Origin of the sequence: Nostoc sp., assembly GCF_036917555.1 — a bacterium.
Lineage (GTDB): Bacteria > Cyanobacteriota > Cyanobacteriia > Cyanobacteriales > Nostocaceae > Nostoc.
This window is the reverse complement of the sequence record NZ_JBALDD010000037.1, coordinates 97,749-110,233: the sequence shown is the minus strand read 5'-3', so window position 1 is coordinate 110,233 and position 12,485 is coordinate 97,749. Positions and strand designations below refer to the sequence as shown.

Annotated in this window: 15 protein-coding genes and 1 pseudogene; 8 read left to right on the top strand and 8 right to left on the bottom strand. The window is 40.9% G+C overall.

Annotation, left to right across the window (positions count from 1 at the left end; genetic code table 11):
- Nucleotides 1-466 precede the first annotated feature (466 nt).
- A complete protein-coding gene (locus V7K60_RS15890; RefSeq protein ID WP_334926818.1) occupies nucleotides 467-937 on the bottom strand; it encodes a DUF29 domain-containing protein in 471 nt (156 codons plus the stop codon).
- Between the two features lie 102 nt (nucleotides 938-1,039).
- On the opposite strand from V7K60_RS15890, the pseudogene V7K60_RS15885 reads away from it, so the two are divergent.
- From V7K60_RS15885 to V7K60_RS15860, 6 genes and pseudogenes are all read left to right on the top strand, one after another.
- Nucleotides 1,040-1,307, top strand: a pseudogene (locus V7K60_RS15885) (TRCF domain-containing protein); the annotation flags it as partial.
- Nucleotides 1,308-1,349: 42 nt separating this feature from the next.
- Nucleotides 1,350-2,786 (top strand): AAA family ATPase, encoded by a 1,437-nt coding sequence (locus V7K60_RS15880; RefSeq protein WP_334926864.1) that lies wholly within the window; start codon nucleotides 1,350-1,352, stop codon nucleotides 2,784-2,786.
- Entirely contained in the window at nucleotides 2,786-3,355 is a 570-nt protein-coding gene (locus V7K60_RS15875) for a hypothetical protein (RefSeq protein WP_334926817.1), read from the top strand. The genes V7K60_RS15880 and V7K60_RS15875 overlap by 1 nt, the downstream gene beginning before the upstream one ends.
- Nucleotides 3,356-3,538: 183 nt before the next feature.
- On the top strand, nucleotides 3,539-3,757 hold the full coding sequence (locus V7K60_RS15870) for a hypothetical protein (RefSeq protein WP_334926816.1): 219 nt from the start codon (nucleotides 3,539-3,541) through the stop codon (nucleotides 3,755-3,757).
- A gap of 311 nt (nucleotides 3,758-4,068) precedes the next feature.
- Nucleotides 4,069-4,251, top strand: a complete 183-nt coding sequence (locus V7K60_RS15865) for a type II toxin-antitoxin system HicA family toxin (RefSeq protein ID WP_334926815.1) — start codon at nucleotides 4,069-4,071, stop codon at nucleotides 4,249-4,251.
- Nucleotides 4,217-4,597 carry a type II toxin-antitoxin system HicB family antitoxin gene (locus tag V7K60_RS15860; protein WP_334926814.1) on the top strand — a complete coding sequence of 127 codons (381 nt, stop codon included), beginning with the start codon at nucleotides 4,217-4,219 and terminating at the stop codon, nucleotides 4,595-4,597. The genes V7K60_RS15865 and V7K60_RS15860 overlap by 35 nt, the downstream gene beginning before the upstream one ends.
- Before the next feature lie 37 nt (nucleotides 4,598-4,634).
- Here V7K60_RS15860 and V7K60_RS15855 read toward each other — a convergent pair whose 3' ends face one another.
- The 3 genes from V7K60_RS15855 to V7K60_RS15845 all read right to left on the bottom strand — a co-directional run bounded on the left by V7K60_RS15855 (nucleotide 4,635) and on the right by V7K60_RS15845 (nucleotide 6,551).
- Complete coding sequence (locus V7K60_RS15855; protein WP_334926813.1) at nucleotides 4,635-5,066, bottom strand: NUDIX hydrolase; 432 nt, start codon at nucleotides 5,064-5,066, stop codon at nucleotides 4,635-4,637.
- 8 nt (nucleotides 5,067-5,074) lie between these two features.
- Entirely contained in the window at nucleotides 5,075-5,527 is a 453-nt protein-coding gene (locus V7K60_RS15850) for a DUF3531 family protein (protein ID WP_069070833.1), read from the bottom strand.
- A 67-nt stretch (nucleotides 5,528-5,594) separates the two neighbouring features.
- Nucleotides 5,595-6,551 carry a Sll0314/Alr1548 family TPR repeat-containing protein gene (locus V7K60_RS15845; protein WP_334926812.1) on the bottom strand — a complete coding sequence of 319 codons (957 nt, stop codon included), beginning with the start codon at nucleotides 6,549-6,551 and terminating at the stop codon, nucleotides 5,595-5,597.
- A gap of 308 nt (nucleotides 6,552-6,859) precedes the next feature.
- Between V7K60_RS15845 and V7K60_RS15840 the strand changes: the two genes are divergently transcribed.
- Together V7K60_RS15840 and rsmG are read left to right on the top strand one after the other, a co-directional pair.
- On the top strand, nucleotides 6,860-7,534 hold the full coding sequence (locus V7K60_RS15840; RefSeq protein WP_104908342.1) for an ABC transporter ATP-binding protein: 675 nt from the start codon (nucleotides 6,860-6,862) through the stop codon (nucleotides 7,532-7,534).
- A gap of 80 nt (nucleotides 7,535-7,614) precedes the next feature.
- Nucleotides 7,615-8,373, top strand: a complete 759-nt coding sequence (rsmG, locus tag V7K60_RS15835; protein WP_334926811.1) for a 16S rRNA (guanine(527)-N(7))-methyltransferase RsmG — start codon at nucleotides 7,615-7,617, stop codon at nucleotides 8,371-8,373.
- A gap of 322 nt (nucleotides 8,374-8,695) precedes the next feature.
- Here rsmG and V7K60_RS15830 read toward each other — a convergent pair whose 3' ends face one another.
- The 4 genes from V7K60_RS15830 to V7K60_RS15815 form a co-directional block, all read right to left on the bottom strand.
- Nucleotides 8,696-8,983 carry a hypothetical protein gene (locus V7K60_RS15830; protein ID WP_334926810.1) on the bottom strand — a complete coding sequence of 96 codons (288 nt, stop codon included), beginning with the start codon at nucleotides 8,981-8,983 and terminating at the stop codon, nucleotides 8,696-8,698.
- Nucleotides 8,984-9,511: 528 nt separating this feature from the next.
- Complete coding sequence (locus V7K60_RS15825; RefSeq protein WP_334926809.1) at nucleotides 9,512-10,315, bottom strand: superoxide dismutase; 804 nt, start codon at nucleotides 10,313-10,315, stop codon at nucleotides 9,512-9,514.
- A 111-nt stretch (nucleotides 10,316-10,426) separates the two neighbouring features.
- Nucleotides 10,427-11,548: an ABC transporter ATP-binding protein gene (locus V7K60_RS15820; RefSeq protein ID WP_334926808.1), complete on the bottom strand. Its 1,122-nt coding sequence runs from the start codon at nucleotides 11,546-11,548 to the stop codon at nucleotides 10,427-10,429.
- A gap of 108 nt (nucleotides 11,549-11,656) precedes the next feature.
- Complete coding sequence (locus V7K60_RS15815) at nucleotides 11,657-12,376, bottom strand: GUN4 domain-containing protein (RefSeq protein WP_334926807.1); 720 nt, start codon at nucleotides 12,374-12,376, stop codon at nucleotides 11,657-11,659.
- Nucleotides 12,377-12,485 lie beyond the last annotated feature (109 nt).

Sequence of the window (12,485 nt, the reverse complement as noted above, 5' to 3'; positions counted from 1 at the left end):
ACCGGGGTTCTCCTGTCTCGAATTACCTTTAACATCAAACCTATTGATTTAAGAATGAAGTAACGTTTGCGATAAACGTTTATACGTTTGTTAGAAATGTTTAAACAAAACTTAGAAATGAAGTAACGTTTGCGATAAACACTTATACATTTATTACACACACTTAAAGAAAACTTATATATAGTGCAAAATTTGCGATAAACGTTTATACATTTGTGATAAATGCTTAAATAAAACTTATGTATGAGCCAATATTTGCAATAAAAGATTATAGATTTGTTATAAATGCTTGAACAAAACTTATGAATGATGCAATTAGGGCAGTTTAGAGAACCTGAAGCAACTAAAAGATCAGTACAAAGTAAATTGCTTGTTTTGGGAGTGACTATTTACAACAGCAATCACATGATCTCGTTGTTATCAACTTACGACGTGATATTACAGATTATCCGTGTTCAGCATCAAATTACTGCTCTGATTCATCTACTAACTTGCTTGGTTCACCTGGGTAGAAGTCATAGTCTACAATCTCTGGCAAACTGTAGGGACACTCTAGCGGAAAAGTAGGCTTGGGCAAATCTGTTTCTCCAACAGCTAATTCGACACCTTTAAGGTAGGCTTTGTGAAGTGCTTCTTCAAGGTAGGACTTTAGGCTAGGATTGTCTTCAAGCAGTTCAGCAATATCTAAGCGTTGAATACGAAGTGTTGCTAACCAGCTACGGCTACGGCGTCCTGACTGGTACTCCCATTTTAGTAAATGTCCAATCAACACACTCAGACAGTTTCGTAATTCCTGACGTTGCTGTTTACCCAAAGATTGAATCTCCTCAATCAGATTTTGCAGATCAATCTGACTCCACTGCTCATTGCGAAGTAAAGTTACTTGTTCCTGTGTCCAAGCGTAAAAATCAGTTTCGTAGAGGCTTGGTGAAGGCATTGGTATCTTTGGGTTTGTTTCAGGTATACGCATTAGGTTAGTTCAACCTCAACGTCTTTGCTTTTATTGTAGAACTGTCTCAAACTCTACTATTTCTATTATTTCAGCGATTGCTATGGTAATTTACCAGTGCCTGCAAATCAACTTTTGCGAGTCATGGAACTCAAACAGCTAGCGAAAAAACTTGGATTTAACCGAATTAAACCAGAAAATAAAGCAGCACGTCGTTTTAGAAACGCCGATGGAGGAACCCGCTTGGAATTTGTAGGCGGCGAATTTACCAGAGAATCTCAAAATGCGCTTTGTGTATTCTGCTGGTAAAGTTACAGTGCGCGGTTTAGGAGTTTTTATGATAAATATTGGTGTTTAGACTAAAACAGTGAGTTTTAGACTAAGACATGGTTAGAGAGTGATGGTAGGAGATGATGCCTACGGCGGTAAACTACGCGGCATGAATACGGCAATGAAAATTAAAGTCAAAAATCTTGGTGCTTTAAAGCAAGCCGAATTCACACTTGGCGACCTGACAATCATTTGTGGCTACAATAATATGGGCAAGACCTACGCTACTTATGCGTTGTTTGGCTTTTTGTCTACTTGGCGACGAATGTTTGCGATCCAAATCAACGCCAATAAGATCAAGCAGCTCCTTGCGGACGGCGTAATTCGTCTTGATATACAAGAATATATTAAACAGTCTGAGCAGATTGTTACTAAAGGTTGTCAAGCCTATACCCAGGAATTACCGAAGATTTTTGCAGCACGGGCAGAACGATTTAAAACAACAGACTTTCAGATAAGTCTGGATATCCAAAATATTAGTTTAGCTTTTGATTTTACTCGGGAAATTACCTCTGGCGAGACATCACTTTTCTCTATTACCAAAAGTGAAAAAAGCACAGAATTAGTTGTAACTCTGCTTGTTGAGAAAAAGAAGGTAAAAATCTCCACCGACATCCTTAAGCGCACCATTGCCAACGCACTAAAAGATATCATTTTTGAGCAGTTTCTTCCTAACCCTTTCATCGCTAGTGCAGAACGAACCGGTGCTGCCATTTTTCGCAAAGAGTTGAATTTCACCCGCAATCGCTTGCTCAAAGAAATGGTTCAGGCTGATAAAAACATCAATCCAAGAGAGCTTCTATCTAACGTATACCAGGGTTATGCGCTCCCAATAGAAAAAAATGTGGATTTTGCTCAGGAACTGGAGACAATATTTCAACAAAGCAGTTTCATTACTGAGAAGTATCCTCATGTGTTGGCTGATTTCGCCGACATAATTGGTGGTAAATACACAGTCACCCGTAATGATCAACTTTATTATGAGCCAAAGGGTAAACGGATCAAGCTTTCTATGGATGAAAGTTCTAGCGCCGTGCGTTCTCTACTAGATATCGGCTTTTATTTGAGACACGAAGCCCAGCTTGGTGATTTACTGATGGTGGATGAACCTGAGATGAACCTACACCCTGAAAACCAGCGCCGCATCGCACGGCTTTTCGCCCAACTGGTGAACCTTGGTATTAAGGTTTTCATCACCACCCAAAGTGATTACATTATCAAAGAACTGAATACGCTGATCATGCTCAACCACGATAAACCCCATCTGAAGCGAATTGCCCAAGTTGAAAATTATCGACAAGAGGAACTGATCTCTTCTGAAAAAATCAAAGTCTATATCGCAGAAAAAGCATCGATAATACTAGACGGCGAAACAAAAAAAACTAAATGCCAGACCCTGACACCAGCCAACATCAGCCCAGAACTGGGTATTGAAGCCCGCAGCTTTGATACAACCATCGAAACGATGAACCGGATTCAGGAAGCGATCATCTGGAGTGAGGAGTAATGTCTGATGGATTAACTGATATTGCTATTCTCAAAGAGATGATCAATAAAACCGCTACAGTTTCATTGGAAGATGATGGCCACGGCAAAAATAAGGTCATACTCAGAGAGCCTCCACCCGCCAATTACGATGTAACTATTTATGGGATGCCCGATGATGATGAGGTCATCATCATCAATGCAGATAAATTTAAGTCACCGGATACAGTTTTTCAAGGAAACCGTGGTGAATGCAAACGTGCGGATTTTGTCATCGTTGCTGATACTGGCAAGAAAAAGGTCATCCTCTGCATTGAGATGAAAGCAAAGGCTAGCACAAGCACAGAAAGGGAAATCATTCAGCAACTTAAGGGCGCTCAGTGTTTTGTCGCCTATTGCCAAAAAATTGGCAAAGAGTTTTGGGGACAAAAGAATTTCCTTGATCCTTATGTCTATCGCTTTGTCACCATCAGAAATATCAACATTCATAAAAAACCAACACGGCAGAAAATAACTGATGATCATGACAGTCCAGAGCGGATGCTAAAAATCAGTTCTCCACATTATCTTCAATTCAATGGTTTGATCTGAGGGAAATAAATAATGGCACTGCATAAAAACTTCCCCAACTTGCCCCACCTATCCTCGATCCAACAAATCGCTGGTTTTCGGCAGTGCGATCGCGCTTTACTCCCACCCCAAGCGATCGCACCCTAACAACCCCAACAAAGTGTAAGCAGAGATAATTTATAGTATGATTTTCGTATAACAGCTATGACTGAGCTACTTGAACAAGCGAGCGCCAAACTAAAAAACTTGCCTGCCAATGAACAAGATGCGATTGCGGCAATGATTTTGGAAGAACTAGAAGATGAACACTCTTGGGATGAAGCTTTCGCCCGTTCTCCTGACGTACTCGCTTTCCTTGCAACCGAGGCAATGGCTGAATACCGTGCAGGAAAAACCCAAGAGTTAGATTCAGATGTATTGTAAAGCCACTTATAAGTTGCTCTCTTAGTTGTAGCGAGACAGTGCGATCGCATACCCAATTTTGATCAAAATATGAGTGCTTACTGTGCGGGAACGGTGGCGAAATATGAACCAGAATTAACTTAGATTGGAGTTGATTGGTGCGATGCCTTTTTTATACAACAAGCGATCGCTTTTTTATCTCTCAAAATTTTGATACTATATATAGTATCATCTCTGAATGAGCAAATTAAGAAAATTAGTAGATCAGTTCCTAAAGCGACCTCCAGAAGTGCGGTTTCAGGAAGTTTACTATCTATTGGAAGCTTTTGGCTTTGAGGAGAAAAAGTCTAAGGGTAGCCATTAATAGCTTCCGAGACTCCCAAGGTAAAACCATCACTCTACCCAAAACAGGAGGACAAAAAGTTAAAGGAGTCTATGTACAGCAAATAGTTGAACTTTTAAATCTAGAAGAGTGGATTGATGAAGACACTGAACCAGAAGAACCAGCAGATTGAGAAGCCGTCCTTAGAATATTATTTAAATCTTCAGTATCCTGTAACACTTTACCCCGACCTAGAGGGTGGATATGTAGCCCAAATTAAAGATTTACCTGGATGTATTACCCAAGGCGAAACCTTTGAAGAGACAATGGCAAATCTCAATGAGGCGCGGGAATTGTGGATTGAGACAGCTTATGAAGCCGACGATAATATTCCTTTACCAAGTAGTAGTGATAGCTATAGCGGGAAACTACTACTACGGATGCCAAAATCTTTACATCGACGTTTAGCTGAGACTTCTGAACGGGAAGGCGTTAGTCTCAACCAGTATATTGTGTCTTTGCTGAGTGCGGTAACATAATTAACAGCAAAGTAATCTTAGCAAACTTCCATATTCTTTATAAATATTCAAAAAAGACTTCAGGCACTAATCGGAATTCCCCAGATTTCAAGCGAGAGATATCTATCCATAACGCTCTATGTTTATGATGTGGCGATTCGGAAAAAACTAAACTTTCCAGTTGATAAAATTTTGAATCAGCAAAGTCACATTGATAAAGCTGAATAATTTCATGACCTTGCCTACCATTAAATATAAACAGGTTCTCTATACAACCGAGATATTTAATATTCGTTAAGTCTGCTTGAATTTCCTCTTGAAACTCCCGTTCTAAGGCGGCGCGGCTGGTTTCGCCAAATTCGACACCACCGCCTAAAGCACGATAAAATGCTTCTTGTTTTACGGGGTCGTAGCCTTCAGAAAGAAATATGCGATCGCCATTCCGAAGTAGCCCCAAGGCTATTACCCGAATTTCGCCAGCTTTATTCATTTTTGTAACTAATTATCATAAATAGACTGAGGACGACTTTCGCTATCCTCAATAGGCCAATCTGGATTTTCACCACCGATGTACAATTCTTCAATGGTGACATATTCCTGACTTAGCTGTGTAAGAGCGTTGATTAAAATATCCAGAGCGATCGCATCACTGGTTCCTAAGTCAAACCAACAACGTCCCCACTGTCCCTCATATTCAAACTCACCGATGTTGTGCATCAGTGCTAGTAGACTTTTGTCATAGCCTTGTTCATCATAATTCATGTAGCTGATATCGAGTCCAGTGTCCTGCACTTGGAGATTCTCTGCATTAAATGCACCCAATTTACCTAAATAAAACCAGGAATTGAAAACTTCTTCTACATACTGCTTTTCACGCGCAGAAGGATTTGTGCTGAATTTCAGCCAAATCCACATATCAAAAGGATTAATTTCGCGGAACTGAATCTCCATTTTGGTCTAATATCTCAATTACTCTTCTGCAAATAAGCATATCAAAGTAGGGAGTGGGGAATGGGGGTTAAGGATTCTTCAAGCTAACAGCACTTTTGCGTTCACGCTCAATTTGTTTAACTAAATCGCTTGGGAGTTGGGATTTTTTAGTCAATGCTTTATCAAAATTAGCGATCGCTTCCTGGATTATCTGCTGGCTTTTTTCTTTTTGCCCCAGTTGTTTCAGGATTTGGGCTTTGAGATAATAAATTTCTGGATTATCGGATGTGGTTTTGATCGCCCGGTTGACATAATCTAGTGCCTGTGGATACCTTTTTAAATCTCGGTAAGCAAGAGCAATGCCGCGATCAATTAAATAGCCAGGAGCAGCATTTTGTTCTAAACGTCGAATTGCCTGATCTGGGCTAGCAAAAGGCAAATTAACCGCCAATAATAAATCCATATAACCCTTAATTAAGTTCAGTTCTGGATCGTTGGCAGAAATTGCTTCAGCTTTGTCTAAATATTCATAAACTTGTCGCAGCCGACTCAAGGCTTGGGGTACACCGTTGACTGTACCTTCACGGGTGATAACTACTGCACCTTCTAAAAAATGACCAACAGCAGTGTATAAATTACCACGCAATGGATCGCTAGGAATCAGTTTTTGTCCTGTTTCTAGAGTTTTCTGACTGTATGTGTCGAGTTTAGCCCAATCCTTATTTCCGTATGCTAAAGATGCTTTCATAGCATAAGCTAGAGGTTCATTTGGCTCTTTGGATAGTGCTTGTTGCAGATAACGATCTGCTGCTGGATAGTTGCCTTGTTGGAAAATTGCTTTAAAAGCTGCTTCTGTTTGATCGCCAATTTGATGAGGTTCGCGATTGCGAAACGGATCGCCAGCCAAGGAGGGATTTACCCACAAATTAAGTGTGATTGCCCAAGGGGCAACGCCAAAGGCGAACGCACCTGCAAAAGCAGTCTGAGCAAAGGTAGTGAGTTTAGCAGATACTACTAATCGAGGCGAAGAAAACCTTTTAGTCATTTTAACCCTCAGAATAATTGCGGTTGAAATAGTTGTATGTGTTACTTAGAATGCAAAAATAGTTAATTTTAACTTGCCTCTGCTTCAACCAAAATTTTCTTATATATTGGTAATCTTTCTATGTTTCTAGGCTTGCTCTAGCCATTATTTAAGGCTTAGTCTGCCACAATGGAGAAAAAGTGGATAATTCTTGCTGCTAAATTAAGGTGTTAATTCAGGTAATGCGCTATAAATTTTTTTCCAGAATTTTCCAGACAGCCTCAGTGTGACTAATCAGTAATTTGCTGACTTTTTGGTAATCTTAACAAATGCTTTATCTCCGAAATGTAAATTATCATCCTACAGCGTGCCCAACAGCGATTCTCAAATCGATCAATTTAGAATTAGCACCCCAGCAGCTAGGTCTGATTATTGGCCCGAGTGGTTCCGGTAAAAGTACCTTACTAGAAATTTTGTCGGGACTAGCCGAACCTACTACTGGCGCTCTTTTCTGGCGGGAACAAGAACTTTTAGCCGAACAGCTACAACAATTAGCCGGGTTAGTATTTCAGTTTCCAGAGCGGCACTTTTGCGGTGGTTCGATTTTAGAAGAATTGCGTTTAGGACATCCTGAGTTAGGGTCAGAACGAGTCAGACAGGCACTGAGTGAGGTGGGATTAGAGCATTTATCGCTTTCCGCTGCTCCCCATGCTTTGAGTGGTGGTCAACAACGACGTTTAGCTTTAGCAGTGCAATTAATTCGCCAGCCAAATTTACTGTTATTGGATGAACCCACAGCTGGTTTAGATTGGTCAATGCGTCGGCAACTGGTAAATTTATTAGCAAAACTGAAACAAGATTGGACATTGTTAATAGTGACACACGACGCTGGGGATCTGTTAGCGATCGCAGACCGTTGCTGGACACTCAACCACGGTGAACTAGAATCAGTAGACCCAAAGACACTAGAATCCAAAGTTAAAGAACCTCTACCAACAGTGTGAGAAAACAGCAGGGGGACAAGGGGAGAAAGAGAAGAACTATACCCCATGCCTTATGACAAATGCCTTATGACAAATGCCTTATGACAAACTTATTACCCAAGATGGCAGAAATCTGGCAGCAAACTCTCAATTGGCAACCAACTGATCAACAGCAAGCGCAATTCCAAAAGCTTTATGAGTTAATCCTAGAAGGTAATCGCCAACTAAATTTAACTCGGATCACTGATCCTGAAGAGTTTTGGGAAAAACATCTCTGGGATTCTCTGCGAGGAATTGCACCTCTGTTATCAGCAAATTTCTCTCCTGCTCCCCTGCACAAGCGCTCCCCTGCTTCCCCTGCTCTCATTGATATTGGTACAGGTGCAGGTTTTCCAGGTATTCCAGTAACAATTACTGTACCTAATTGTACAATTACTCTTCTCGATTCCACTCGCAAAAAAATTACTTTTCTCGACAATATATTAACTGAACTTGCCTTTAACAATGCCAAAACTCTTGTTGGTAGGGCTGAAGAAATCGGTCAGCACCCCCAGCATCGATTAGCTTACGATATTGCATTGATCCGTGCTGTAGGGGCAGCCTCTGTCTGTGCAGAATATACGCTACCACTGCTCAAACAGGGAGGTTTAGCTATAATTTATCGCGGTAATTGGACAGAGGATGAAACAACTACTTTGCAGAATGCTGTGAAGCAGTTGGGTGGCGTTATTGAATCAATCGAACAATTTACAACACCTTTGAGTAATAGCATCCGTCATTGCCTTTATTTACGTAAGGTAGCAAACACACCAGCTAATTTTCCCCGCGCTGTTGGTATACCTACTCAAAAGTCGCTATAATCCGTAATTCGTAATTCGTAATTCGTAATTAAGAACAGAGATTAGTCATTAAGCTAAAGGAATCTCAATGACAAATTCTGTGCCCTTACCCAGAACGGAGTTGCAGATCAAATTACCATTGTGCGTTTCTTCAACAATTTGACGAGCGATGCCTGCGGCAAGACGCTTTGCGTCTACGCTAATCCTAATCCCGTTCTCAACAAGTGGTCAAAGATATGTGCTTTAATATGCTCTGGCATTCCTGAACCGTTATTTTTGATCTGAATTAATACTGTATTTTAGTTGCTGAATACCTCAGTGCGAATTATAATTTGCTGAGATATTAGCTCAAATTCTGGGTATCTAACAATTTTAAATCAATAACATCTCCGTTAATTTCAGCTAACTGACGACCTGTATTTAGATAACTATCTAGATGCTGGTCGATGCGATCGCTAACTTCACGTTGCAATCGACTGGCTAAATCATTCACTGCTTGCTGTCCGTTGCAAAGAGATAAATAGCCTGTCAGTGCTACTGCGGCAAAAATTTGCAAAACGAAGGGAAGCACAAGTACTAAGCGTAGTGGTAAATAACCTTTGGCATGAGAATTTTTATTATTTGATAGCATCACCTCAGATTGGCTCTCCTCACATCCTGATGATTATCATTGGCTATGTATAGGATTCCCAAATAAACCTTGGTGATTAATCTTCTAATCCAATATTATTTCTGTTGCTTGATAGTAAAAATATGTTAAGTCAACCTAAGACCTGGCGAATAGAATTTGCAGCTACACAAACGTTCACGTAGCGTCTGTCTGCGACACGCTGCGCGAACGCAGAGAAGCCCACCTCCGTGGGCTAATGGAAAATCAAACTTTTTTAACCCGCGTAGGCGGGTTTTGTTTGTGTAGATGCGGTTTCTAACCGCCGATTTAACTTAAGTTGATACAGGTGAGCAATGCTGTGCCCCTACTGCGTGGTCTATCTACCTGAAAATAGCTGTAAATCACCGCACAATCTAGTTTTTTATACTCACTTATCCATAACTCTCTATCTGCTTTTAGGCAACACGACTTGCATCAAAAAACTGGCAGCAGAATCTTGTTTCTGTTGCCAGTTTATAAGTGCCTATAACTCTAAATTATCGTCTCATCTCAGGCAAATTTGCTTGCTGCTGCAAACCGCTTGTTAATCTCATCCCAATTAACCACGTTCCACCAAGCATCTAAGTAATCAGCGCGGCGATTCTGGTAATTGAGATAATATGCATGTTCCCATACGTCATTACCCAGGATAGGGTATTTACCTGCACTCAAGGGACTATCTTGGTTACCTGTAGTTGTCACTTCCAACTTGCCATCTTTGTTACGCACTAGCCAAACCCAACCACTACCAAAACGACCAGCACCAGCTTCGTTAAACTGTTTTTTGAAAGCTGCAAAAGAGCCAAAATTTTGATTAATCCCGGAGGCTATATTTCCTGTTGGTTCTCCCCCACCTTTCGGCTTCATAATTTCCCAGAACATTGAGTGGTTGACATGACCACCGCCATTATTACGTACTGTTTTGCGAATATCTTGTGGTACATTGTCAAGTTTTTGCAACAGTTCTTCAACAGTTTTGCCTTTGAGTTCTGGGTGTTTGGCTAACGCTGCATTCAGGTTTTTTACATAAGTTGCGTGGTGTTTATCATGGTGAAATTGCATCGTTTTGGCATCGATGTGTGGTTCCAGTGCTTCGTAGGCATAAGGTAAAGGTGGTAGTTGGATAGCCCCTGTTGTATTTGGCGTTGTATTTGCTATTGTATTTGGTGTTGTATTTGCTGTTATATTTGGTGTTGTCTCGGAAGTTGCAGTGTTTCCCTGAGGAGATTTCTCTGCCGATGCACAAGCATCTAATGCAAAAGCACCAGCACCTGATGTAAGTAAAAACAAGAAATGGCGTCGATTAATAGTCATATAAGTTTTTGCAACTAATCCATTAAGTCTCTATTGCAGTTTTTATTTTCTTAGATTCTGGCTACAAAAAATTGGAAATTAGCGATTATTTCTGGCAGTTTAAGAAACTCTTTATAAGATTCTGTCTCCAGTTTTGGGATCAAATACAAATAACTGATTTAAATCGAGTTGTAGAGAAAGGCGATCGCCTGGACGCAGACGCACATCACCGCCTACCTGAATATTCAACATCACCGCCGAACCAGGTAAACCAGCACGAATCAAAGTTTCTCTTCCCAAAGGTTCTACAACTTTAACTTCAACTGATAATAGTCCTGAGTTTTGAGTACTGTGAGCGGATAGCTGTTGTTCAGCCTGTTCTGAGTCAGTGTTTATTTTTATATGCTCTGGACGAATCCCCAAATCAAAACTGTATCCTTGACGCAACTGTAATTTTTCTTTCACAACTGCTGGAATTACTAATAATTGTCCACTCACATCAAAACCATTATTCTGATAGATTGCAGGCAAGATATTCATTGGCGGACTGCCTAAAAAACTTGCCACCATCTGATTAGCAGGATTTGCATAAATAGTTTGGGGATCGCCAATTTGTTGAATCCGCCCGCGATTTAGGACGACAATTTTATCAGCCAAAGTCATGGCTTCAACTTGATCGTGAGTGACGTAAATAGTTGTAATGCCTAATTCTTGATGTAACTGTTTCAATTCTGCCCTGGTATCATCGCGCAATTGGGCATCTAAATTAGATAAAGGTTCATCAAGTAAAAATACTTGTGGTTCACGAGCGATCGCTCTCCCTAATGCTACTCGTTGTTGCTGTCCCCCAGAGAGTTGTTTGGGTTTACGATCTAGCAGGTGATCCAGAGAAAGTGATCGCGCCACATTCATCACCCGTTCTTGAATGATTTTTCGGTCAACCTTCCGCATCTGCAAGCCAAAGCCGATGTTTTGCGCCACACTCATGTGAGGATAGAGAGCGTAGTTTTGGAACACCATCGCCACATCCCTTTGTCTGGCTGGGATATTATTCACTAAGCGATCGCCAATAAAAAGTTTGCCAGATGTAGCAGTTTCTAAACCAGCGATCGTTCGCAAAATTGTAGACTTACCACAACCCGATGGTCCAACTAAAACCCAAAACTCGCCATCAGGAATTTCAAAGGTAATGTCCTCAATAGCGGTAACGTTATTGAATCTACGTTTAATATCTTCTAGACGAACGTTTGCCATTAATTTGATTAAAGTTAATAGTTAGGAGTTAGGAGTTAGGAATTTTAAGTTTTGAGTTTTGAGTTTTAAATTAAAAACCTCTTCAACTCATAACTAATAACTTCTAACTCATAACTGTGTCCAAGCTGGGTGAGAGAGCAAAGAAGCAAAGACTCGTACCCCTCGAAGTTGATTAGAGAGGGGTAAGTGACCTCTTGGTGCACTCAGATTCCAGGTAAACTCGTTAGGGTATCGCGTCCAGGTATTACCTGCTTTCCAGCCAATTTTCGGCCAGAAATTCTCCCAGTTTTTACCCAAACTTAACCAGATTTCTCGCTGCACTGAAAAACCAAATTTACCTTCAGAGTGGGCTAACCAGAGGTTGTTAATGGTTTGCAAGTCAACAGCCGAGGTATTTTCTACCTCAGTAAAATACAACCATTTTCGTTGTACAGCCGTTGGCCCTGATAGTTCACACATTTTTTCGATGGTGACGCGATCGGCTGCTTGGAAGTCTTGAACAGCAAGTAGCTGTTGCAAAGAATTGTAGTTAATCGCGCACTCTGATTTTAGAGGTACAATTCCCTCAGGGAAAGAGGAGCGCAAAAATTCTTTGGCTTGAGGTGCATCGGACTTATAGAGGACTTGGTAAGCTTTGCCATCAACCCAAGTAGCTGGGTTCTCACGTCGTTTCAGTAAAAATTCCATCAACACGTCTAATCCCTCATTACCCAACTCAGCTAACTGTGGGATTATCTGTTGTTGGACTTTTTCAGACCCAGCGATTAACGGTTGTCGGAAGGAGTCGATGTCATTTGCAGGGCCTGATAAAATCATTGGGTCTGTCATGCCATTCTCGTTTTAGCGGTCAGTGAAAGAGCGGTAAGCTATTGGGCTTCTCCAAGGTGAAGCACTGATAGCGAAAAGTAGTTTACTATTTTTGATCGTACAAAATTGC